The organism is Streptomyces sp. NPDC058663 (assembly GCF_042716745.1).
Lineage (GTDB): Bacteria > Actinomycetota > Actinomycetes > Streptomycetales > Streptomycetaceae > Streptomyces.
The window spans coordinates 99,020-121,130 of sequence record NZ_JBHXRV010000003.1 but is presented as its reverse complement, the minus strand read 5'-3'; the positions used below and the strand labels follow the sequence as shown (position 1 = coordinate 121,130).

The 22,111-nt window shown below is 70.2% G+C and carries 19 protein-coding genes and 5 tRNA genes; 9 read left to right on the top strand and 15 right to left on the bottom strand.

Going from position 1 to position 22,111, the window contains the following annotated elements:
• Positions 1–25: 25 nt before the first annotated feature.
• Positions 26–973, bottom strand: a complete 948-nt coding sequence (locus ACFWVV_RS03385) for an NAD(P)H-dependent glycerol-3-phosphate dehydrogenase (protein ID WP_384344651.1) — start codon at positions 971–973, stop codon at positions 26–28.
• A 47-nt stretch (positions 974–1,020) separates the two neighbouring features.
• Positions 1,021–1,818, bottom strand: coding sequence for a lysophospholipid acyltransferase family protein (locus ACFWVV_RS03380; protein ID WP_384344422.1), 798 nt, complete (start codon positions 1,816–1,818; stop codon positions 1,021–1,023).
• A gap of 158 nt (positions 1,819–1,976) precedes the next feature.
• Between ACFWVV_RS03380 and cofC the strand changes: the two genes are divergently transcribed.
• A complete protein-coding gene (gene cofC / locus ACFWVV_RS03375) occupies positions 1,977–2,702 on the top strand; it encodes a 2-phospho-L-lactate guanylyltransferase (protein ID WP_384344419.1) in 726 nt (241 codons plus the stop codon).
• Between the two features lie 66 nt (positions 2,703–2,768).
• On the top strand, positions 2,769–2,972 hold the full coding sequence (locus tag ACFWVV_RS03370) for a hypothetical protein (RefSeq protein WP_384344416.1): 204 nt from the start codon (positions 2,769–2,771) through the stop codon (positions 2,970–2,972).
• A 157-nt stretch (positions 2,973–3,129) separates the two neighbouring features.
• Here the strand turns inward: ACFWVV_RS03370 and ACFWVV_RS03365 are convergent, their stop codons facing one another.
• The 4 genes from ACFWVV_RS03365 to leuC all read right to left on the bottom strand — a co-directional run bounded on the left by ACFWVV_RS03365 (position 3,130) and on the right by leuC (position 6,476).
• Positions 3,130–3,819, bottom strand: a complete 690-nt coding sequence (locus ACFWVV_RS03365; protein WP_384344413.1) for an HU family DNA-binding protein — start codon at positions 3,817–3,819, stop codon at positions 3,130–3,132.
• Positions 3,820–3,973: 154 nt separating this feature from the next.
• The gene (locus ACFWVV_RS03360; protein ID WP_384344410.1) at positions 3,974–4,201 is read right to left on the bottom strand and encodes a hypothetical protein; all 228 of its coding nucleotides are present in this window, start codon (positions 4,199–4,201) and stop codon (positions 3,974–3,976) included.
• 245 nt (positions 4,202–4,446) lie between these two features.
• A complete protein-coding gene (leuD, locus tag ACFWVV_RS03355; protein ID WP_384344407.1) occupies positions 4,447–5,040 on the bottom strand; it encodes a 3-isopropylmalate dehydratase small subunit in 594 nt (197 codons plus the stop codon).
• A 5-nt stretch (positions 5,041–5,045) separates the two neighbouring features.
• The gene (leuC, locus tag ACFWVV_RS03350) at positions 5,046–6,476 is read right to left on the bottom strand and encodes a 3-isopropylmalate dehydratase large subunit (RefSeq protein WP_384344404.1); all 1,431 of its coding nucleotides are present in this window, start codon (positions 6,474–6,476) and stop codon (positions 5,046–5,048) included.
• Between the two features lie 174 nt (positions 6,477–6,650).
• Here leuC and ndgR point away from each other — a divergent pair, with 174 nt between their 5' ends.
• Positions 6,651–7,373, top strand: a complete 723-nt coding sequence (ndgR, locus tag ACFWVV_RS03345; protein ID WP_384344401.1) for an IclR family transcriptional regulator NdgR — start codon at positions 6,651–6,653, stop codon at positions 7,371–7,373.
• Between the two features lie 245 nt (positions 7,374–7,618).
• Here the strand turns inward: ndgR and ACFWVV_RS03340 are convergent.
• From ACFWVV_RS03340 to ACFWVV_RS03300, 9 genes are all read right to left on the bottom strand, one after another.
• A tRNA-Glu gene (locus ACFWVV_RS03340) sits at positions 7,619–7,691 on the bottom strand.
• A 22-nt stretch (positions 7,692–7,713) separates the two neighbouring features.
• Positions 7,714–7,785 (bottom strand) — tRNA-Gln (locus tag ACFWVV_RS03335).
• 36 nt (positions 7,786–7,821) lie between these two features.
• Positions 7,822–7,894: transfer RNA gene (locus ACFWVV_RS03330), tRNA-Glu, on the bottom strand.
• A gap of 63 nt (positions 7,895–7,957) precedes the next feature.
• Positions 7,958–8,030, bottom strand: a tRNA-Glu gene (locus ACFWVV_RS03325).
• 45 nt (positions 8,031–8,075) lie between these two features.
• Positions 8,076–8,147, bottom strand: a tRNA-Gln gene (locus ACFWVV_RS03320).
• Between the two features lie 90 nt (positions 8,148–8,237).
• Positions 8,238–8,957, bottom strand: coding sequence for an HAD family hydrolase (locus ACFWVV_RS03315; protein ID WP_384344399.1), 720 nt, complete (start codon positions 8,955–8,957; stop codon positions 8,238–8,240).
• A gap of 111 nt (positions 8,958–9,068) precedes the next feature.
• Positions 9,069–10,556 (bottom strand): glutamate--tRNA ligase, encoded by a 1,488-nt coding sequence (gene gltX, locus ACFWVV_RS03310; protein ID WP_384344395.1) that lies wholly within the window; start codon positions 10,554–10,556, stop codon positions 9,069–9,071.
• Positions 10,549–11,334, bottom strand: a complete 786-nt coding sequence (locus ACFWVV_RS03305) for a fumarylacetoacetate hydrolase family protein (protein WP_384344392.1) — start codon at positions 11,332–11,334, stop codon at positions 10,549–10,551. Before ACFWVV_RS03305 ends, gltX begins: the two co-directional genes overlap by 8 nt.
• A gap of 132 nt (positions 11,335–11,466) precedes the next feature.
• Complete coding sequence (locus ACFWVV_RS03300) at positions 11,467–11,679, bottom strand: hypothetical protein (protein ID WP_384344389.1); 213 nt, start codon at positions 11,677–11,679, stop codon at positions 11,467–11,469.
• Between the two features lie 503 nt (positions 11,680–12,182).
• Here ACFWVV_RS03300 and ACFWVV_RS03295 point away from each other — a divergent pair.
• The 6 genes from ACFWVV_RS03295 (at position 12,183) to ACFWVV_RS03270 (ending at position 22,102) form a co-directional block, all read left to right on the top strand.
• Positions 12,183–16,271 (top strand): nitrate- and nitrite sensing domain-containing protein, encoded by a 4,089-nt coding sequence (locus ACFWVV_RS03295; protein WP_384344386.1) that lies wholly within the window; start codon positions 12,183–12,185, stop codon positions 16,269–16,271.
• 9 nt (positions 16,272–16,280) lie between these two features.
• Positions 16,281–16,694 (top strand): roadblock/LC7 domain-containing protein, encoded by a 414-nt coding sequence (locus ACFWVV_RS03290; protein ID WP_185034582.1) that lies wholly within the window; start codon positions 16,281–16,283, stop codon positions 16,692–16,694.
• A gap of 113 nt (positions 16,695–16,807) precedes the next feature.
• Positions 16,808–17,224: a DUF742 domain-containing protein gene (locus tag ACFWVV_RS03285; protein ID WP_362416166.1), complete on the top strand. Its 417-nt coding sequence runs from the start codon at positions 16,808–16,810 to the stop codon at positions 17,222–17,224.
• Positions 17,205–17,792, top strand: coding sequence for an ATP/GTP-binding protein (locus tag ACFWVV_RS03280; RefSeq protein ID WP_362416163.1), 588 nt, complete (start codon positions 17,205–17,207; stop codon positions 17,790–17,792). Before ACFWVV_RS03285 ends, ACFWVV_RS03280 begins: the two co-directional genes overlap by 20 nt.
• A gap of 364 nt (positions 17,793–18,156) precedes the next feature.
• Positions 18,157–21,678 (top strand): nitrate- and nitrite sensing domain-containing protein, encoded by a 3,522-nt coding sequence (locus ACFWVV_RS03275; protein WP_384344382.1) that lies wholly within the window; start codon positions 18,157–18,159, stop codon positions 21,676–21,678.
• Between the two features lie 10 nt (positions 21,679–21,688).
• Positions 21,689–22,102 carry a roadblock/LC7 domain-containing protein gene (locus tag ACFWVV_RS03270; RefSeq protein ID WP_030980891.1) on the top strand — a complete coding sequence of 138 codons (414 nt, stop codon included), beginning with the start codon at positions 21,689–21,691 and terminating at the stop codon, positions 22,100–22,102.
• The last annotated feature ends 9 nt before the right edge of the window (positions 22,103–22,111 follow it).

The window sequence follows — 22,111 nt, the reverse complement described above, 5'->3', positions numbered from 1 at the left end:
ATCGCTCCTGCTTGGCGACTCGGCGCTAGCGCTCCGGCTTGGCGCTGCGGGACATGAGCTCCTTCACGGCGACCAGCGGCGGCTTGCCCTCGTGGACGATGCTCACCACCGTCTCGGTGATCGGCATCTCCACCCCGTGCCGCCGCGCCAGATCGAGTACGGACTCGCAGGACTTGACGCCCTCGGCGGTCTGCTTGGTGGCGGCGACCGCCTCCTGGAGGGTCATGCCGCGGCCCAGGTTCATGCCGAAGGTGTTGTTGCGGGACAGCGGCGAGGAGCAGGTGGCGACCAGGTCGCCCATGCCCGCGAGGCCGGCGAAGGTGTGCGCGTCGGCGCCCATCGCCAGGCCGAGCCGGGTGGTCTCGGCGAGGCCGCGGGTGATCAGCGAGGCCTTGGTGTTGTCGCCGAGCCCCATGCCGTTGGCGATGCCGACGGCCAGCGCGATGACGTTCTTGACCGCGCCGCCCAGCTCGACGCCCACCACGTCGGTGGTGGTGTACGGGCGGAAGTACGGGGTGTGGCAGGCGGCCTGGAACCGTACGGCCGCCTCCTCGTCCCGGCAGGCGACGACCGCGGCGGCGGGGTGCCTGGCGGCGATCTCCTTGGAGAGGTTGGGCCCGCTGAGCACGGCGACCCGGTCGTCCGGGACTCCGGCGACCTCGGCGATGACCTCGCTCATCCGCTTGGCGGTGCCGAGTTCGACGCCCTTCATCAGGGAGACGAGGACGGAGTCGGCGTCCAGCAGGTCCTTCCAGCCGCCGAGGTTCTCGCGCAGGGTCTGCGAGGGGACGGCGAGGACGACGAAGTCCGCTCCGGCGGCGGCCCCGGCGGCGTCGGCGGTGGCCGTGATGCCGTCCGGGAGCGTGACCCCGGGCAGGTACTCGGGATTCGTCCGCGTGGCGTTGATGACGTCGGCGCGGGAGGCGTTGCGGCCCCAGAGGGAGACCTCGCAGCCCGCGTCGGCGAGCACCATGCCGAAGGCGGTCCCCCAGGAGCCGTTTCCGAAGACGGCGGCCTTTGTCACTGTGCGTTCTCTCCCGACTTGCCGTTCTGCGCCCGGTCCTTGACCGCCTGCTTGTGGGCCGCTGCCTTGCGGCGCTGCTCGGCCCGCGCCTTGCGGTGGTCGTACACCTGGGCGGGGACCGGCTCCTGCCGTACCTCGGCGAGAAGTGCGGTGATGGCGGCCATGATGACCTCGGTCGCCTCGCGCAGCACGTCCGGCGTCGGTTCCTTGTCGTAGAACCGCTCCAGGTCGACCGGCGGCCCGGCCTGCACCGTGAGGGTCTTGCGGGGGAAGAAGTACGTCTTCCTGCCCTTGGCGTACGGCGGCATGGCCAGGTTGGCGCCCCACTGCGCGACGGGCACGACGGGCACCCGGGTGGCCAGCGCGACCCGGGCGGCGCCGGTCTTGCCCGCCATCGGCCACATGTCGGGGTCGCGGGTGAGGGTGCCCTCCGGGTAGAAGGCGACGCATTCGCCGCGCTCGATGGCGGCGATGGCCGCGCGGAAGGCGGTCATGGCGTCGGTGGTCTCGCGGTAGACCGGGATCTGGCCGGTCCCGCGCAGCATCATGCCGACGAACGGGGTCTTGAAGAGCCCTGCCTTGGCGAGGAAGCGCGGCACCCGGCCGGTGTTGTACTGCCAGTGCGCGTAGGACAGCGGATCCACATACGAGTTGTGGTTCACCGCGGTGATGAACCCGCCGTCCGCCGGAATGTGCTCCATTCCGCGCCAGTCCCGCTTGAACAGAACAAGCAGCGGGGGTTTGGCGATGACCGCGGCCAGGCGGTACCAGAAGCCGATTCTGCGGCGGGACACTCGGACACCTTCCTCTGGGACCCTGGCCACTGCACCCCGTGTGCACCTGTGCGCCCGTTCGGGCGGACAAGTGTCGCCCCGGGTCCCTTGTCTGTCGAGAACACCGTACGCCCCGGGCCCGGGGCCGGGCCTCCTGGTTACCGGCGCCCCGGGCGACAATGGGCCCGTCCCGTTGCCGATCACGGTACGGAAGATCACACCCGCAGCCCGGACGGAGGCCCGCCACGAACCCGCCCCGGACCCTTTCCTGGTCCCTGGTCGTCCCCTTGAAGCCCTTGGCGCGGGCGAAAAGCAGGCTCGCGCCCGCTGCCGGGGACGCGCTCCGCCCGGGCCTCGCCCTGGCGTTCGCGCAGGACACCGTGGCCGCCGCGCTGGCCACCGCGGAGGTCCGTGATGTGGTGGTCGTCACGGACGACATCGCGGCAGGCGCGGCGCTGGCCGAGTTGGGGGCGCGCATCGTGCCGGACGTGCCCGGCGCGGGCCTCAACGCGGCGCTGGCACACGGGGCGCGGACGGTGCGGGCGCTGCGTCCCGGCGCCGCCGTCGCCGCACTGAACGCCGATCTGCCCGCCCTGCGCCCCGCCGAATTGCGCCGGGTGCTGATCCGTGCGTCTGAATTTCCGCGCGCATTTCTGACCGACGCGGCCGGAATCGGCACCACATTCCTTTCCGCTGCGCCGGAGACGGAATTGCGTCCCGCGTTCGGGGGGCGCTCCCGTATGCGGCACACCATTTCGGGCGCCGAGGAACTCCTGCTCGAATGGGTCGATTCCGTACGACAGGACGTGGACACCGGGGACGATCTGCGGGCCGCGTGCGCGCTGGGGGTGGGCCGGCACACCGAGGCCCTGTGCCCGGCCTTCGTGCGGCAGACGCAGGGGTAGGGCCTGCTCCGGCGGGAACCGGTCCTGCCTTCGTGCGGCGGGCACGGTCCTGGGTACGCTGCGGCCATGCAGGCGACCGCGTACACATACGACCCCGAGACCCGCAGCGGCAGCGTGCTGCTCGACGATGGCACCCCGGTGCCCTTCGACGCCCCGGCCTTCGACGCGGGCGGCCTCAGGCTGCTCCGCCCCGGCCAGCGGGTCCGCCTGGAGACGTCCGGCGAGGGCGCGGCCCGCACGATCACCCTGGTGACGCTCCAGACCTTCTGAAGGCCCCCCGAAAGCTTCTGACGGCCCTGGGAGACGCAGACCCACAGGGTCCCCCGGAGACGCGTTCGGGGCCTGCTCTTCGCGGCCGAACACACCGCGGGCCGGGCTCCCCGAAGGGAGCCCGGCCCGGCGTGTGAGTACCCCGACCGCGAGGGGGTTACTTCTTCTTCGCGGTGGTCTTCTTCGCGGTGGTGGTCTTGCGCGCCGTGGTCTTCTTGGCCGGCGCCTTCGTGGCGGTGGCCTTCTTCGCCGGGGCGGTCTTCTTGGCGGTCGCCTTCTTGGCGGTGGTCGCCGTGGCCTTCTTGGCCGGAGCGGCCTTCTTCGCCGTGGCGGTCGTCTTCTTGGCGGGCGTCGCGGTGGCCTTCTTGGCCGTGGTCTTCTTCGCCGTCGCCGTGGTCTTCTTGGCGGGCGTCGCGGTCGTCTTCTTCGCGGCGGTGGCCTTCTTCGTGGCCGTCGCCTTCTTGGCGGTGGCCTTCTTGGCCGCGGCCTTGGCGGTCGTCCGGGTGGAAGAACCGCCCGAGAGGCTGCCCTTGGGCGCCTTCTTCACGGCGACGTCGTTCTTCGGCAGCTTCTTCGAGCCGGCGACCAGGTCCTTGAAGCCCTGACCTGCACGGAAGCGCGGCACGGAGGTCTTCTTGACCCGCACGCGCTCACCCGTCTGCGGGTTGCGGGCGTAGCGGGCCGGGCGGTCGACCTTCTCGAACGAGCCGAAACCGGTGACCGAGACGCGGTCGCCGGCGACGACGGCGCGGACAACGGCGTCGAGAACGGCGTCCACGGCGTCAGCGGCCTGCTGACGGCCACCGACCTTGTCGGCAATCGCTTCTACGAGCTGGGCCTTGTTCACGTCTTCCCCTTCGGAGACATTGCCGGAACGAAATGTCCGGACTTATTCGCACGTTAGGCAGATATATACCGCAAATCAAACACGAAACGGGCTAATCACCCTAGTGCCGCAACGAAGTAGGCCTTGTGGGAGTCCTTGCGGGAGTTCCGAAGCCCTAGTCGTCTTCAGGGAATCGGCCCTCGTCGAGGTCCTTCATCAACCTGATCAGACGTCTAGCCGCACCGGCGAGATCGTGTTTCGCCGCAGCCGTGATGACCAGCAGCTTCCGGGACAGCGCCATCCGTACGCCCTCCGGGACTTGCAGTGCACGCACCCGTGTGTGTGCTTCCTTCAGTTGGTCCGCGACTGCCTCGTGGAGCTCGAGTTGGCTGTCACGTTCCATGCACCGATTGTGCCATCTGGGGCGAGTTGTCGCCTCCGCCGGGGGCAACTAACGGAATTCCAGACTCCATCAGCCCCGGGCGTCACTTCAACCCCAGCTTCCAACTCCGCGACCCACAAGCACAGTTGAGGCCCGGAATACAGTTCGGCGCCCCCTGCCACGAATGGCGGGGGGCGCCGAAAGTGAGGCGTGAATCTCAGGCCGAACGGGCTACTGGGCCAAGGCGATGGGGCCAGGAGCGACGGTCAGGCCCGGAGGGTACTCGGCTTGTGGGCCGGGCGGCTTGATTCGTACGCCGCGATGTCGGGCTCGTTCTGGAGCGTGATGCTGATGTCGTCCAGGCCGTTGAGGAGGCGCCAGCGGGCGTTCTCGTCCAACTCGAAGTCGGCGGTGATGCCCTCGGCCCGCACCTGCCTGTCCTGGAGATCAACGGTGATTTCGGCGTTCGGGTCGGCCTCGACCAGCTCCCACAGCCGGTCCACCGTCTGCTGCGGCAGAACCACCGTGAGCAGGCCGTTCTTGAGCGAATTGCCCCGGAAGATGTCCGCGAACCGCGAGGACACAACTGTCTTGAAACCGTAGTTCTGCAGGGCCCAGACGGCGTGCTCACGGGACGAACCGGTGCCGAAGTCGGGTCCGGCGACCAGCACCGAGGCGCCCGCCCGCTCGGGCTTGTTGAGCACGAACTCCGGGTCCTTGCGCCAGGCCTCGAAGAGCCCGTCCTCAAAACCGTCCCTGGTCACCTTCTTGAGCCAGTGAGCAGGGATGATCTGGTCGGTGTCGACGTTGGAGCGGCGCAGCGGGACGGCCCGGCCGGTGTGCGCGGTGAAAGCTTCCATGGTTCTCAGGCCTCCACGAGGGCGGTTGCGGCTGCGTCGGTCAGATCGGCGGGCGATGCCAGATGGCCCAGTACGGCGGTTGCGGCCGCGACCTGCGGCGATACCAGATGGGTACGGCCGCCCTTGCCCTGCCTGCCCTCGAAGTTGCGGTTGGAGGTGGAGGCGGAGCGCTCACCGGGGGCGAGCTGGTCCGGGTTCATGCCCAGGCACATCGAGCAGCCGGCGTGCCGCCATTCGGCGCCGGCGGCCGTGAACACCTTGTCCAGGCCCTCGTCGATCGCCTGCAGCGCCACCCGTACGGAACCCGGTACGACCAGCATCCGCACGCCGTCGGCCACCGACCGGCCCTCGACGACCGCGGCGGCGGCCCGCAGGTCCTCGATGCGGCCGTTGGTGCACGAGCCGACGAAGACGGTGTCCACCTTGATGTCACGCAGCGCCTGGCCTGCGGTCAATCCCATGTACTCCAGCGCTTTTTCGGCGGCATGCCGCTCCGAAGCGTCCTCGTACGAAGCAGGGTCGGGGACGTGTGCGGAGAGCGGCGCGCCCTGGCCGGGGTTGGTGCCCCAGGTGACGAACGGGGCGAGCGAGGCGGCGTCGATGAGGACCTCCGCGTCGAAGACCGCGTCGTCGTCCGTGCGCAGCGTCTTCCAGTACTCCACCGCCGCGTCCCAGTCGGCGCCCTTCGGGGCGTGGTCGCGGCCCCGCAGGTAGTCGAAGGTGGTGGCGTCGGGGGCGATCATGCCGGCGCGGGCACCGGCCTCGATCGACATGTTGCAGATGGTCATGCGCGCTTCCATCGACAGCTTCTCGATGGCCGGACCGCGGTATTCCAGGACGTACCCCTGTCCCCCACCGGTACCGATCTTCGCGATGATCGCCAGGATCAGGTCCTTGGCGGTCACGGTCTCGGGCAGTTCGCCCTCCACCGTGATGGCCATGGTCCTGGGGCGGGCCATCGGCAGCGTCTGGGTGGCCAGCACGTGCTCCACCTGGGACGTTCCGATACCGAAGGCCAGCGCGCCGAACGCGCCGTGCGTGGAGGTGTGCGAGTCGCCGCAGACCACCGTGGTGCCCGGCTGGGTCAGTCCCAGCTGCGGCCCCACCACGTGGACGACGCCCTGCTCGACGTCGCCCAGCGGGTGCAGCCGCACCCCGAAGTCGGCACAGTTCTTGCGCAGCGTCTCCAGCTGGATGCGCGAGACCGGGTCCGCGATGGGCTTGTCGATGTCGAGAGTGGGGGTGTTGTGGTCCTCGGTGGCGATGGTGAGATCGAGGCGCCGTACCGCACGGTTGCCCTTGCGGAGGCCGTCGAAGGCCTGCGGGCTGGTGACCTCGTGCAGCAGGTGAAGGTCGATGAAGAGCAGGTCGGGCTCCCCTTCGGCGCGCCGGACGACATGGTCGTCCCAGACCTTCTCCGCGAGTGTCCTACCCATCGCTTTCCCTCCGGCCGGCGGCTTTGCCGGCTCAACTCGAGACGTCGGTCCACCCCGCCCGAACCCCCGTACGGAGCGGTGACCGCGGGCCGTTGTGCGGCCGCCGGTACAGCGTTGCAAGTTCGTTGGAAAATTGAACTTGCGTTTCACAGAGTGAGACGCGAGTATCGACGCATGGACAACTCTAGCGGCGTCGGCGTTCTCGACAAGGCGGCGCTCGTGCTGAGCGCCCTGGAGTCCGGTCCGGCCACCCTCGCGGGGTTGGTCGCGGCCACCGGACTCGCACGACCCACGGCCCACCGGCTGGCCGTGGCACTGGAACACCACCGATTGGTGGCCAGGGACATGCAGGGCCGTTTCATCCTCGGCCCCCGGCTCTCCGAACTGGCCGCGGCGGCCGGCGAGGACCGCCTGCTGGCCACGGCGGGACCGGTACTGACCCATCTGCGGGACGTGACGGGCGAGAGCGCCCAGCTCTACCGCCGCCAGGGCGACATGCGCATCTGCGTCGCCGCGGCGGAACGCCTGTCCGGACTGCGGGACACGGTCCCGGTGGGCTCCACGCTCACCATGAAGGCCGGCTCCTCGGCGCAGATCCTGATGGCCTGGGAGGAGCCGGAGCGACTGCACCGCGGCCTGCAGGGCGCCCGCTTCACCGCCACCGCCCTCTCCGGCGTACGCCGCAGGGGCTGGGCCCAGTCGATCGGTGAGCGCGAGCCGGGCGTGGCCTCGGTCTCCGCCCCGGTGCGCGGCCCCTCCAACCGGGTCGTCGCCGCCGTCTCGGTCTCCGGGCCGATCGAGCGCCTGACCCGGCACCCGGGCCGGATGCACGCCCAGGCGGTCATCGACGCGGCGGCCCGCCTCTCGGAGGCACTGCGCCGCTCCGGCGGGAGCTGACACCCCGTCAACACCGTCTCGGTGTAAGGCACTTCACCCCGAAGTCCCGAACCCCCGCCGCACTCGCGGGGGTTCGGGGCTCCGACCGTTCAACTGGCCTACCGTGCGCGGGAGTACGGACACACAAGGCACGCGGGAGTACGGACACACAAGGCACGCGGATGTACGGATACACGAAGCGCGCGGATGTACGGATACACGAAGAAGCCCTCCGCATCATCGATGCGGAGGGCTTCTTCTCGCTGTACCCCCGACCGGATTCGAACCGGCGCTACCGCCTTGAGAGGGCGGCGTGCTAGGCCGCTACACAACGGGGGCCTGTTTGCTGCTGATTACTGCGCTGGGCTACCAGGACTCGAACCTAGAATGACGGTACCAGAAACCGTAGTGTTGCCAATTACACCATAGCCCATGGTGGTTGAGACCATTTTGAATTGGTTTCTACCAGTACCCCCGACCGGATTCGAACCGGCGCTACCGCCTTGAGAGGGCGGCGTGCTAGGCCGCTACACAACGGGGGCCCTAGCGATCCTTGCGTCGACACACCCAGGAGCGACCTGAAGGTGTCGGAAAGAAAGGATCTGTACCCCCGACCGGATTCGAACCGGCGCTACCGCCTTGAGAGGGCGGCGTGCTAGGCCGCTACACAACGGGGGCCCTAGCTGAGCTGCATCTGATATGAACTTCAACAGCTCTCGCAAGCTGGGCTACCAGGACTCGAACCTAGAATGACGGTACCAGAAACCGTAGTGTTGCCAATTACACCATAGCCCACCGGAACACAACCCCCTGTGCGAGGGTTTTTGTTCGGCTTGCGCCTCCCGGCCGGACCTTTCGGCCTTCTCGGGCGGCGCAGACAGAACATTACCCGAAGGTGTCCGGGGCTCCAAAACGGGTATTGCCGCGCAGCAGCTCAGGCAGCTGATCGAGTCCCGAGACGCTGATCAGCTCGGGCCGCCCGCCCGCTCCCGAGCGGTCCAGCCAGATACCGGTGAGCCCGGCCTCCACCGCTCCACGTGCGTCGATGTCCGGCTGGTCGCCGATGTACGCCACGTCGCCGGGCGGCAGCCCCAGGGCGTCGCAGGCGGCGTGGAAGGCGGCCGGGGCGGGCTTGGAGACGCCCAGCTCGGCCGCGCACAGCACGACCTCGAAGCGGTCGCGCACGCCCAGGACGCGGAGCTTGCGCTCCTGGTTGCGGATGCTGGAGTTCGAGAGGACCGCGTGCCGGTAGTCGCCGGCCAGGGCGTCCAGGACGGGCACGGCGTCCGGGAAGAGCGCCCAGGCGGCCTCGTAGTGGCTCACGTGCCGGGCGAACCAGTCGTCCGCGACGCGGTCCGCGATCCGGGCGCCGAGGAAGTCCCGGATCCGGTCCCGGCGCTGCTCGTCGAAGGTGGCCTCCCCCGCCGCGAACCGCCCCCAGTGCAGCTCGGTCAGCTCCTGCCAGCGGCCGAGGGCCTGCTCGGCGGTGTCGTACCCGTCGGGCAGGCCCTCGGCCTCGAAGTGGCGGCTCATGCCGGTGCGGTCGGCGGTGGTGTAGTCGAAGATCGTGTCGTCGATGTCCCAGAGGACCGCGCGGATGGGCATGGGGCCAGGCTAGACCTCGTTCCCGCCGTGCGGGGCGGCTCCGGCACAACGACGCGAGGAGGGGCGGCAACCGGACCGGTTGCCGACCCTCCTCGTCACTGCCGGTAACCCTTATGCGGCGAGCTTCGCGAGGGTGGCGTCGATGCGGGACAGGGTCTTGTCCTTGCCCAGGATCTCGAGGGACTCGAACAGGGGCAGGCCGACCGTGCGTCCTGTGACGGCGACACGGACCGGGGCCTGGGCCTTGCCGAGCTTGAGGCCGTGGGCCTCGCCGGCAGTGAGGACCGCGTTCTTGAGGGACTCGGGGTCCGACCAGTCGGCGGCTTCGAGGTGGGCGCGGGCCGTGGTCAGGAGGGCGGCGGGGTCGCCCTTGCCCATGGCCTTGGTCCAGGAGGCCTCGTCCTCGACCGGCTCCTTGCGGAACAGGAAGTCGACGTTGGCCGTGATGTCGGAGAGGACCGTGACGCGGGTCTGGGCGTGCGGCGCGATGGCCTCCCAGGCGGTGCGGTCGAAGTCCTCGGGGGCCCAGTTGGCGTGCGGGGCGCTCAGCCACGGCTCGCAGGCCTCGGCGAAGGCCTTGGGGTCCAGGAGGCGGATGTGGTCCGCGTTGATGGACTCGGCCTTCTTGAGGTCGAAGCGGGCCGGGTTGGCGTTGACGTCGGCGACGTCGAACTTCTCGATCAGCTCGGGGATCGTGAAGATGTCCTGGTCGGCGGAGAAGGACCAGCCCAGGAGGGAGAGGTAGTTGAGGAGGCCCTCGGGGAGGAAGCCGCGCTCGCGGTAGACGTTGAGGGACGCCTGCGGGTCGCGCTTGGAGAGCTTCTTGTTGCCCTCGCCCATGACGTAGGGGAGGTGGCCGAAGGCGGGGATCGAGGAGGCGACGCCCAGGTCGATCAGTGCGCGGTAGAGAGCGATCTGGCGGGGGGTGGAGGAGAGCAGGTCCTCGCCGCGCAGGACGTGGGTGATCTCCATCAGCGCGTCGTCGACCGGGTTGACCAGGGTGTACAGCGGGGCGCCGTTGGCGCGCACGATGCCGTAGTCCGGGACGTTCTCGCTCTGGACGGTGATCTCGCCGCGGACCAGGTCCGTGAAGGTGATCGCCTCGTCGGGCATCCGGAAGCGGACGATGGCCGGGCGGCCCTCGGCCTCGTAACCCTGCTTCTGCTCATCCGTGAGGTCGCGGCAGTGGCCGTCGTAGCCGGACGGCTTGCCGGCGGCGCGGGCGGCGTCGCGGCGCGCGTCCAGCTCCTCGGTGGTGCAGTAGCAGTGGTAGGCATGGCCGGCCGCGAGCAGCTTCTCGGCGACGTCCTTGTAGAGGTCCATGCGCTCGGACTGGCGGTACGGGGCGTGCGGGCCGCCGACCTCCGGGCCCTCGTCCCAGTCGAGGCCGAGCCAGCGCAGGGAGTCGAGGAGCTGCTGGTAGGACTCCTCCGAGTCCCGCGCGGCGTCGGTGTCCTCGATGCGGAAGACCATGGTGCCGCCGGTGTGCCGGGCGTAGGCCCAGTTGAACAGGGCGGTGCGGACCAGGCCCACGTGCGGGTTGCCCGTCGGGGAGGGGCAGAACCGCACGCGGACGGGGGACGAGGGGGTGTTAGCCACGCTTGATCACCTTGTTGGTGAGAGTGCCGATGCCTTCGATGGTGACGGCGACCTCGTCGCCGACGTTCAGGGGTCCGACACCGGCGGGGGTGCCGGTGAGGATGACGTCGCCCGGGAGCAGCGTCATCGCTTCGGAGATGTGCGCGACCAGGTCGGCGACCGAGCGGACCATGTCACTGGTACGGCCGAGCTGGCGCTGTTCGCCGTTGACCGTGCACTGGATGGTGAGGTCGGCGGGGTCCACCTCGGTCTCGACCCAGGGGCCGAGCGGGCAGGAGGTGTCGAAGCCCTTGGCGCGGGCCCACTGCTTCTCGCGCTGCTGGACGTCGCGGGCGGTGACGTCGTTGGCGCAGGTGTAGCCGAAGACCACGTCCTTGACGCGCGACGGCGGCACTTCGCGGCACATGCGGCCGATGACCACGGCGAGTTCCGCCTCGTGGTGCAGCTCGGAGGAGAAGGAGGGGTACGCGATCGAGTCGCCCGGGCCGATGACGGAGGTGGACGGCTTGAAGAAGGCGACCGGGACCTCGGGGACCTCGTTGCCGAGCTCCGCCGCGTGCTCCGCGTAGTTGCGGCCGATGGCCACGACCTTGCTGGGGAGCACGGGCGGCAGGAGCCGCACCTTGTTCAGCGGGACCTTGACGCCGGAGAGTTCGAAGTCGGCGTACGGAATGCCCTTGATGATGTCGAGGACGAGGTCACCGGAGTCAACGGTTCCTTCGCCCTCGACCGCGCCGAAGGCGACATTGCCGTCGATGGAGAATCTGGCGATGCGCACGGGATGCCTGCGCCCCTTAACTGAGCTGGCTGGAGTCTGACGCTCCAGGCTAACGCGGGCGGGGGGTGCGGCAGCTCGGCGCCGGTGCGGGCGGGTGCGCCCGCACCGGCCCGCGGCTTCGCGCCGGGGCGGTTACGCGGCGACCGCTTCGGCCTGCTCCGGGGCGACCATCAGGATGGTGCGGCGGGTGTTGGCGGTGACGGTGGGCAGCTCCTGCGCGTACTCCACGAGGGCGGCCGGCTTGGGGGTGCCGGAGGCGTCCAGGTGGGCGAGGGTGGTGCGCTGCGGGTTGGCCAGGTTGCGGATCGCCGGGGCCGTCTTCTTCGCCGTCTTCGTGGTCTGCATGTGAGTGCTCGCGCCTTGTCGTGGGGGCGCCGGGCGGGCGCCGGTGGTCGGATTCGCAATCCCTGTAAAGCGTCAGGCTAAACATCCGCTTCCCGGCCAAAGCCGGGAATGTGCCGGGATCTTCGTGTGAGTTTGCTCACGAGTTGTCGGGCAAATGCGGCATTTCGGTCTGATGATCTTGTGGGCAGAAACGGACATTGCATGCCTGAAGGATTCATTCCGCTCCTGATCCCCTCACCTGGGGCACCCCCCACCCGTAAGCGACTCGTCCTTGAATGCCCGTTTAGTACGGGAAAGATTCTACGGCTGGTGACTCCCTCGACACAAAGCGTCACTCCCATCGCACCGCGTCCCACGGGCCTTGTTGGAGATCCTGCACTGTGCTGGAATTCCCCGGACCGCGGTCACTCACGACCACCCCATGGGGATGATCCGGTACCCCAAGACTCGACACCGTTCGGCCGCTCTGCGGTGGGACGCCTGGTCCAGAGGTTGCGACGCTAGTGCAGGGACGTTTCAAGAGGGATGGCAGCGCTGCGGCGGAGCAGGAGCCGCGCGGCGGGACCGACCGTGGCTCAGCGCCCCAGCCTCAGCACGCCCAGAACCAGGGACCGGCGCAGTCCGGCGCACCCGGCAGGCCCGGACCGGCCGGCGGCGCGGGGGGCCCCGGCAACGCGTTCGGCGGCGGCGGCGCCTTCGGCGCGGGCAGCGGCAACGGCGGCGGCCCGCAGGGCCCGGCAGGTGCCGGCAAGCCCGCGGCCAAGGCGGTCAAGACCCCGAAGCCGATCAGCGCGGGCACCCGAATATCCCTGCGCAACTGGAGCATCAGCACCCGACTGGTGTCGCTGCTGGCCCTTCCCGTGGTCGCGGCGACCGCGCTCGGCGGACTGCGTATCAACGAGTCCCTCAGCGACATGCAGCAGCTGGAACACATGCAGCTGCTGACCAACATGACCCGCCAGGCGACCGAGCTCGCCGCCGCCCTGCAGAACGAGCGCGACAAGACGGCGGGCCCGCTCGCCAACGGCGCCGCCCCCACCGACTCCCGCGTCAAGGCCGAGACGGACAAGACCGACCGCGTCCAGGCCGCGTTCCTGCGCGAGACCGGCGGCGTGGAGCTCGGCGACGAGTCCGACCAGGCCCTGGAGAACATCCGGGGCAGCCTGACCGACATCGCGGCCGGTCTCAACGAGCTGACGAAGATCCGTAACGCGGCGTACACGAACCAGACCGCGGCCGGCCACTCGCAGACCGTCAGCGCCTACGGCTCGCTGATCACCTCGCTGCTCAACCTCTCCCAGGACATGGCCCAGGCCACCTCCAGCCCGGAGATGATCCAGCGCACCCGTGCCCTGGCAGCGTTCTCCTCCGCCAAGGAGTACGCGTCGATCCAGCGCGCCGTCATCGCCGCCTCGCTGCCCGACAGCCCCGAGAACAAGAACCCGAAGACCTCTCTCCGCGAGAGCGACCGGCTGTTCGCCAGGGCGGCGAAGGGCAACGAGGACAAGGCGCTCGCCACCTTCCAGCGCATCTACGGCCCCGCCGCCCAGGAGCTGCTGGAGGTCCTGAGGGACGGCAACCCGGACTCCAAGCGCGCGACCGAGTACGCGGACAAGGTCCTGGACAACGCGGAGGGCATCAACCAGGTGCCCAAGCGGTCCTACATGGACTGGAGCGACCAGGCGAGCAACGAGATCGAAGCGATGAAGCGCATCGAGGCGACGCTGCTCAGCGAGATGGACCAGAAGGCCCGTGAGCTCAAGACCGACTCCGAGCGCTCGACGGTCATCTCCGGTGCGGTCATCCTCCTGGTGCTCGGCGTCTCGCTGGTCGGCGCCTTCGTGGTGGCCCGCTCCATGATCCGCTCGCTGCGCCGCCTGGAGGACACCGCGACCAGGGTCGCCCAGGACCGGCTGCCCGAGCTCGTCAAGCAGCTCTCCGAGTCCGACCCGCAGGACGTCGACACCTCCGTCGAGTCGGTCGGTGTGCACAGCCGGGACGAGATCGGCCGTGTGGCCTCCGCGTTCGACGACGTGCACCGCGAGGCGGTACGGCTCGCCGCCGAGCAGGCGCTGCTGCGAGGCAACGTCAACGCGATGTTCACCAACCTCTCGCGCCGCTCCCAGGGCCTCATCCAGCGTCAGCTCTCGCTCATCTCCGAGCTGGAGGCCCGCGAGGCCGACCCGGACCAGCTGTCCTCGCTCTTCAAGCTCGACCACCTCGCGACCCGTATGCGCCGGAACGGCGAGAACCTCCTCGTCCTCGCCGGTGAGGAGCCGGGCCGCCGCTGGACCCGCCCGGTCCCGCTGGTCGACGTGCTCCGTGCCGCCGCCTCCGAGGTGGAGCAGTACGAGCGCATCGAACTCTCCTCCGTGCCCTCGACCGAGGTCGCGGGCCGCGTGGTCAACGACCTCGTGCACCTGCTCGCCGAGCTGCTGGAGAACGCCACCTCGTTCTCCTCGCCGCAGACCAAGGTGCGCGTCACCGGTCACGCGCTGCCCGACGGCCGGGTCCTCGTGGAGATCCACGACACCGGCATCGGCCTGTCCCCCGAGGACCTGTCCGCGATCAACGAGCGGCTCGCCGCTCCCCCGACCGTGGACGTCTCGGTGTCCCGCCGGATGGGTCTGTTCGTGGTCGGCCGGCTGTCCCTGCGACACGGCATCCGCATCCAGCTCCGCCCCTCCGACTCCGGTGGTACGACCGCACTGGTCATGCTCCCCGTCGACGTCGCACAGGGCGGCAAGAAGATTCCCGGCAAGCCCGGCGGGCCCGGCGCCCAGGCCGGCGCCCCGCAGATGTCCTCGGGCCCCGGCGCGCGTCCCGGTCTGCCCGCGGGTCCCGGTGCGGGCGGCGGCCCCGGCAGCCGTCCCGGCGCCCCCCAGGGCGGCCCCGGGCTGCTCGGCGGCGACGGGCCGCGCCGTGAGGTCGGCGCGGGTTCCGGCCCGCGTGCCGCACTCCCCGGCCGCACCCCCGGCGCCGGTCTCGGCAACGCGGCTCCGCCCGCCCCCGCCAAGCGCGGCGGTCTCGCCGGCGCCTTCGGCGGTGCCCGCGGCGGCCGTGAGGACGTCCAGCAGAGCAACGCCTCGCAGGGCAACGCGCCCGCTCCGCTGCCCAGGTCCGGCGGCCCTCGCGCCGAGCTGCCCGGTGGCGGCCCGGCGGGCGGGCAGCGCCCCGAGCCGCAGGCCGCGAGCTGGGGTGCCCGGCAGAACCCGGACGCGCCGCGCGGCCACGAGGAGGCGGAGGACCGTCAGGGCCCCGGCGCCACGGCCGAGTTCGAGCGCCCCGACTTCCAGGCGCCGCCGCCCGGTTCCGCCTCGGCGACGGGCCAGTTCGAGCGGCCCGACGTACGGCAGAACCCCGCCTCCACCGGTCAGTTCGAGCGGCCCGACGTGCGCCAGGACCCGGCCGCGACCGGCCAGTTCCCGCAGGCGCCGCAGGGCTTCCAGGACCCGGCGGCGACGGGGCAGTTCCCACAGGCCGACACCCGTGCTTTCCAGGACCCGGCGGCCACCGGCCAGTTCGAGCGCCCGGATGTGCGCGGCTCCCAGGGGCCCGGCAGCACGGGTCAGTTCCCGCAGGCGGGCCGCCCCGCGCAGGACCCCTCGGCGACCGGCCAGTTCGCGCGGCCCGACTTCGAGGCGGCCACCGGCCAGTTCTCGCGCGGGGATGCCCGGGAGGCGCAGAACAGCACCACCGGGCAGCACCGGGTGGACCCGTACGACACGGGCCAGCACCAGGTGGACCCGTACCGTACGGGTCAGCACCAGGCCGGCCCGTACGACACCGGCCAGCACCGGACGGGCCAGTCCCAGGGCGGTCGGCCGAACGGCCCCTTCGAGCAGGAGCGTCAGCAGGGCGCGTACCAGGGCGGGCAGTACGAGAGAGGTCAGTACGAGCGTCCCGGGACCGGTGCCACTCCGGCGCCGCCCGCCGGGCTGCCGGAGGCACCGCGTCCGCGCGGTCCTGAAGGCGGCCGGGGCGGCAACGACTTCGGTGCGCCGCGCCCGGTGGCGAGCCTGCCCTCGCAGCCCTCGCCGCAGCAGGCCCCGCAGCGCCCGGTCCGTCCCGCGCAGCAGCCGCAGCACCAGCAGGACCGTCAGCCGCAGCAGCACGCCGATTCGCTGCCGCCGGCCGCCGGTCCCGGGGACGGCCGTACGCCGCTCTTCGACACGCTGGAGTCGAACTGGTTCCACGGCGAGCAGCCGGGCGACCAGCAGGGCCGGCCGCAGTCCGCTCCCGCCGTGCCGCAGCAGCCGTCGGCCTCCGCTCCCGAGCGGGAGGCCGAGGTGAACTGGCGGCCCTCGCCGAACGACGACCTCGTCCGGCAGGCCGAGCGGGTCCGCAAGCCCGCCGCCGGCGGTATCACCACCTCAGGACTTCCGCGCCGTGTACCGAAGGCCAACCTGGTCCCGGGCACCGCGCAGGAACAGAACCACCAGACAGGTCCGCAGGTCTCCCGTGCGCCCGATGACGTGCGCGGCCGGCTGACCAATCTTCGTCGGGGTATTCAGCAGGGCCGCCAGGCCGGAAGCAATGGCACCACTGGCACGTTCCGCGCTGTCGACCCCACTCACCAGCAGGAGCGTTAGTTGAGTCCGATGAGCCAGGCGGCCCAGAATCTGAACTGGTTGATCACCAACTTCGTGGACAACACCCCCGGGGTGTCCCACACAGTGGTGGTCTCCGCCGACGGACTCCTTCTGGCCATGTCCGAAGGTTTCCCCCGTGACCGTGCCGACCAGCTGGCGGCGGTGGCCTCCGGGCTCACCTCGCTGACGGCGGGAGCCTCCCGGATCTTCGAGGGGGGCCCGGTCGCCCAGACCGTGGTGGAGATGGAGCGCGGCTTCCTCTTCCTCATGTCGATCTCGGACGGGTCCTCGCTCGCGGTGCTCGCGCACCCCGACGCGGACATCGGCCTGGTGGGCTACGAAATGGCACTGCTGGTCGACCGTGCGGGCACCGTCCTCACCCCGGACCTCCGCGCGGAACTCCAGGGCAGCCTGCTCCACTAGGCCGCCGCACCACCCCTCGCACCCCCGCTCCACACCGTCCGGCCGCAACCGAATCCCCCCACCGGCCCAGTCAGACGGCACGCCGACACCCTGCTGTCATGCCCGGAGGACCCATGACCCCGCCCCCTGCCTCTCACGATTCGTACGGCGGCGCCCATACCGACGCCCCGTACGACGCCTACGAGGGCGATCAGCCGCTGGTACGTCCTTACGCCATGACCGGCGGCCGTACCAGGCCGCGCTACCAGCTCGCCATCGAGGCGCTGGTCAGCACCACGGCCGACCCCGCGCACCTGTCCACGCTGCTCCCCGAGCACCAGCGGATCTGCCACCTGTGCCGCGAGGTCAAGTCGGTGGCCGAGGTCTCGGCGCTGCTGGCGATGCCGCTGGGTGTCGCCCGGATCCTCGTCGCCGACCTGGCGGAAGCCGGTATGGTCGCCATCCACCAGCCGGGCGAGGGCGCGGACGCCGACGGAACGCCGGCCGTCACGCTGCTGGAAAGGGTGCTCAGTGGACTTCGGAAGCTCTGACGGGGCGACGGGCGCGGCCCGTTCCACCACGTCCGCGAAGATCGTGGTGGCGGGCGGCTTCGGCGTCGGCAAGACCACGTTCGTGGGCGCGGTCTCCGAGATCAACCCGCTGCGCACGGAGGCCGTGATGACCTCCGCGTCGGCGGGGATCGACGACCTCACCCACACCGGGGGCAAGACCACCACCACGGTGGCGATGGACTTCGGCCGCATCACGCTGGACCAGGACCTGATCCTGTACCTCTTCGGTACGCCGGGTCAGGACCGCTTCTGGTTCATGTGGGACGACCTGGTGCGCGGTGCGATCGGGGCTGTCGTGCTCGTGGACACCCGCCGCCTCGCCGACTGCTTCCCCGCGGTCGACTACTTCGAGAACAGCGGCCTGCCGTTCGTCATCGCCCTCAACGGCTTTGACGGACACCAGCCGTACACACCGGAGGAGGTCCGCGAGGCCCTCCAGATCGGTCCGGACACCCCGATCATCACCACCGACGCCCGCCACCGCGCGGACGCCAAGAGCGGTCTGATCACGCTGGTCGAGCACGCGCTGATGGCACGCCTCAAGTAGCGGGATCGACCGGTACACAAGTAGCGCTTCGCATACGGCAGTTGTCGTAGGCAAACAGGGACTGCCTGTGGCGTCCGCCACTCCGGGCCCCGTTGTTCATAACGTTTCGAATGAGAATTGCAGGAGCAAGGCAACCCGGCGCATTCGCTTGGTCTCACTGTGCTCACACGAGCCCCGCCTTTTGGCGGGGCTCGTTCTTTATGCCCGTTTTATCTGAGGGATGGGCCACTGGGGAGGCGGTGTTCCGGCTGTTTGGCCCATACCCTTCGGCCGTGCTGGAATTCGGCGAAACTCCTGAGTAAGTACCGCCCTGAACGAAAAAACGGCACAGCGTAGGTGCCGACGCCGAGAGGTTGTTGGTCGAGTGAGGCGAAGCAAGAACGGCTCCGCGGAGCAGCAGACGAGGGGCAACTTCACCCCGCCGTCGCGCACTGCGGCGCCGCCTGCCGCTGAGGCGTCCGCCGCCCCCGCGCGGGGCGGCAGTTCCAGCCGGATGGCTCCCCGCAACTGGCGGGTGGCCACCCGGCTGAACGCGATTCTCCTCATACCCGTCCTGGTGGCCCTCGTCATGGGCGGCTTCCAGGTCAACGGCTCCATCAACACGTGGCGGCAGGCGCAGGACGCGGAGAAGACCGCGCTCATCGTGCGCGCCGCCGGCGAGTACGGGCACGCGCTGCTCAACGAGCGCGACCTCACGGCCGAGCCGCTGCTCAGCAACAAGCGCAACAGCCCGGTCATCGCGAAGGCCTACGCCGAGACCGACGCGGCCGCGAAGAAGTTCGCGGAAGTGGCCACGGACCTGCCGAGCGAGGGCCTCGAACGCCGCCTGAAGAAGTTCCGCGAAGAAGAGCCGAAGCTGGCGTCGATCCGCAAGACCGCGTTCACCGCGCAGGTCGAGACGGCGGTGAAGAACGACCAGAAGGGCCTCGGCCCGGTGGCCACCGAAGAGGGCTACGTCCTCGTGCAGCACTCCCTGATGGAGTTCGCCAACGAGCTGAGCCTGAACACCGGCAACGTCACCAGCTACGGCAGGTCCGTCTACGCCATCCAGCTCTCCAAGGCCGCGGGATCCCTCCAGCGCTCCATCGGCACGCACCTGCTGGTGCGGCCGAACGGTGAGGCGGACACCAAGCGGGCCCAGACCGTCGCCTTCACGTCGTACAACTACCTGGAGCGGATCGCACTCCTGGAGTTCGTGTCCGGCAGCACGCCCGAGGACGAGCAGCTCCTGCGGGACGTCATGGCGGGCAAGACCAAGGAGGGCGAGGAGAAGCTCGCCGCCGCCAGGGCACAGGCCACCGCCGCGGGCAAGGACGTCCCCTCCACGCCGCGTGGCGCCGACGGCTCCCTGCTGACCGGCATGGCCGAGGCGATCGGCTCGGGCAGGTCCCCGCAGCAGCTGGCCCGGCAGGGCATCGTTCCGGCGACCTGGATGGCGGCCTCCACCGCCAAGTTCGACGGCTACACCGAGGTCGAGGGCAAGCTGGTCACCAAGGCGGTGGACGAGGCCGCCCGGATCTCCGCGGACGCCCGCAACGACGCCATCATCAACGGTGCCGTCGTCGTGATCGCGCTGCTGGCCGCCTTCATCCTGGCCGGGATGATCGCCCGCCAGATGAGCCGCTCGATGAAGCGCCTGCGCACCGCCGCCTTCTCCATCGCCGAGCAGCGGCTGCCGATGCTCGTCGACCAGCTCTCCCGTACCGACCCCGGCCGGGTCGACACCCGGGTGGAACCCATCCCGATCACCTCGCACGACGAGATCGGGGAAGTGGCCCGCGCCTTCGACCAGGTGCACCGCGAGGCGGTCCGGCTCGCTGCCGAGCAGGCCATGCTCCGGGGCAACGTCAACGCGATCTTCACCAACCTCTCGCGCCGCAGCCAGTCTCTGATCGAGGGCCAGCTGACCCTGATCACCGACCTGGAGAACAACGAGGCCGACCCCGACCAGCTGGAGAACCTCTTCAAGCTGGACCACCTCGCGACCCGGATGCGCCGCAACGGCGAGAACCTCCTGGTCCTCGCCGGCGAGGAGCCCGGCCGCCGCTGGAACCAGCCGGTCCCGCTGGTCGACGTGCTGCGCGCCGCCTCCTCCGAGGTGGAGAACTACGAGCGCATCGAGCTGACCGGGGTGCCTGAGTCGGAGATCCACGGCCAGGCCGTGACCGACCTCGTGCACCTGCTCGCCGAGCTGCTGGAGAACGCCACCACGTTCTCCTCCCCGCAGACCAAGGTCCGCGTCGCCGCGACCCGGCTGCCCGACGGCCGTGTGATGGTCGAGATCCACGACAAGGGCATCGGCCTCACCGCCGAGGACTTCGCGGACATCAACCACAAGCTGGCCAACCCGCCGACGGTGGACGCCGCGGTCTCCCAGCGCATGGGCCTGTTCGTGGTCGGCCGCCTCGCCGACCGGCACGGCATCCGCGTCCAGCTGCGTCCCTCCGGTGAGCAGGCCGGTACGACGTCGCTGGTCATGCTGCCGGACGCGATCACGCACGGTGGCGGCGGCGAGGACGTCCAGGGCGACTTCACCGTCTCCTCGATCATGGGCGACCAGCAGACCGCGCCGGAGCAGCCGTCCTTCGAGTCCGCCCCGATGCGGACCGCGGCCGAACTCGGCTTCGACGATTCGCAGTACGAGGGCGGCCAGACCCGGATGCCCCTCGATCCGGTGAACCGCTCGCGGCTCCGCGAGGAGCGCAGGGCCGCCCTGGAGGGCCGCAGCCCGCAGGACGACGAGCGGCCGCTGTTCCGCGACGAGGTGACGGGCGACCCGCAGGCCGGCTACCAGGAGCAGGGCTTCCAGGACCCCGCGTACCCGGCCGCCCAGGAGGGCCGGCCGTACCAGGAGCAGCCGTACCAGGAAGCCGGCTACCCGGAGCAGCAGTACCAGGACCCCGCTTCCCCGGACGTGTCGTACGACCACAACGGCTACCCGACGGCGCAGTTGCCGCCGGTCACCGATGCGCCGCAGACGAACGGCTTCGACGGCTTCGGCCCCCGGGACTCCTTCGGGTCGACCGAGCGCTTCGCGCAGGAGCCCCGCCAGGGCGCGCAGACCCCGCCGCAGCAGTCCTATCCGGAACCCCAGTACCAGGACCCGCAGTCGACCCAGCAGGGCTTCGGCGAGAACTACGGCGCCCAGTCCCAGCAGGGCGACTGGCAGGACCAGAACGGCTTCCAGGGCTCGTACGGGAATGCGTACGAGACCGAAACGGAATCATCCCGTTCCCCCCAGGAACCTCCTGCGGACGGCTCGGAGCGCATAGGCTTCGACCGACTCGAACCCCACTCCCCCGCACCGGGCGCCGGTCACGACCTGACCAACGCGGGGCTGCCGCGCCGCGGCAGCCAGTCGGGCCCGGAGAGCATGCTCAGCCGGCACAGCAAGACGTCGGGCCGCGCCGAGCAGCAGGAGCAGGCACCGCAGGCACCGGCTCCCCGGGCGCAGGGCTCCGGCACCCCGCAGGGCCGGCTCCCGCAGCGGCCTGCCGCGGGGCAGGGCGGGGCGGCACAGGACGGCGCGGCGCAGGACGGTGCTCCGGGCGGTGCTCCGCAGGGGCGCGAAGGGGACAGCGACTGGCGCACGTCCAATGACGAGCGCTGGCAGCGTGCCGAGAAGCTCAAGGACCCGAAGGCGGGCGGGGTCACCCCCTCCGGCCTCCCGAAGCGGGTGCCCAAGGCCAACCTGGTCGAGGGCGCCGCGGAGCAGACCCCGCAGGGCGGCCCGCAGGTCTCACGTGCGCCGGAGGACGTCCGGGGCAGGCTCAGCAACCTGAGGCGCGGTGTCCAGCAGGGACGCAACGCGGGAACAGACCAGAACCAAGCGGCCACTTACGATCAGCACAGTGGACCGGGTAGTACCTACAACCAGGAGCGTTAGTGTGAGCCCGATGAGCCAGGCGGCGCAGAATCTGAACTGGTTGATCACCAACTTCGTGGACAACACCCCCGGTGTTTCCCACACGGTGGTGGTCTCCGCCGACGGACTCCTGCTGGCGATGTCCGAGGGATTCCCCCGTGACCGTGCCGATCAGCTGGCGGCCGTCGCCTCCGGTTTGACGTCACTGACGGCCGGCGCCTCTCGGATCTTCGAGGGCGGCGCCGTCAACCAGACCGTGGTGGAGATGGAGCGAGGATTCCTTTTCATCATGTCCATCTCCGACGGATCCTCGCTCGCGGTGCTCGCGCACCCCGACGCGGACATCGGCCTCGTAGGCTACGAGATGGCACTTCTCGTGGACCGTGCGGGCACCGTCCTCACCCCGGACCTCCGGGCAGAGCTTCAGGGAAGTCTGCTCAACTAACCGAAGAGT

Coding starts and splice junctions, on each gene's coding strand:
- ACFWVV_RS03385 (WP_384344651.1), bottom strand. CDS start 973: ATGGTGCTCGCCGACGCGGGCTGCGAGGTCTCCCTCTGGGGCCGCAAC.
- cofC (WP_384344419.1), top strand. CDS start 1,977: ATGGGCCCGTCCCGTTGCCGATCACGGTACGGAAGATCACACCCGCAG.
- ACFWVV_RS03370 (WP_384344416.1), top strand. CDS start 2,769: ATGCAGGCGACCGCGTACACATACGACCCCGAGACCCGCAGCGGCAGC.
- ACFWVV_RS03360 (WP_384344410.1), bottom strand. CDS start 4,201: ATGGAACGTGACAGCCAACTCGAGCTCCACGAGGCAGTCGCGGACCAA.
- leuD (WP_384344407.1), bottom strand. CDS start 5,040: ATGGAAGCTTTCACCGCGCACACCGGCCGGGCCGTCCCGCTGCGCCGC.
- leuC (WP_384344404.1), bottom strand. CDS start 6,476: ATGGGTAGGACACTCGCGGAGAAGGTCTGGGACGACCATGTCGTCCGG.
- ndgR (WP_384344401.1), top strand. CDS start 6,651: ATGGACAACTCTAGCGGCGTCGGCGTTCTCGACAAGGCGGCGCTCGTG.
- ACFWVV_RS03315 (WP_384344399.1), bottom strand. CDS start 8,957: ATGCCCATCCGCGCGGTCCTCTGGGACATCGACGACACGATCTTCGAC.
- ACFWVV_RS03300 (WP_384344389.1), bottom strand. CDS start 11,679: ATGCAGACCACGAAGACGGCGAAGAAGACGGCCCCGGCGATCCGCAAC.
- ACFWVV_RS03290 (WP_185034582.1), top strand. CDS start 16,281: ATGAGCCAGGCGGCCCAGAATCTGAACTGGTTGATCACCAACTTCGTG.
- ACFWVV_RS03285 (WP_362416166.1), top strand. CDS start 16,808: ATGACCCCGCCCCCTGCCTCTCACGATTCGTACGGCGGCGCCCATACC.
- ACFWVV_RS03270 (WP_030980891.1), top strand. CDS start 21,689: ATGAGCCAGGCGGCGCAGAATCTGAACTGGTTGATCACCAACTTCGTG.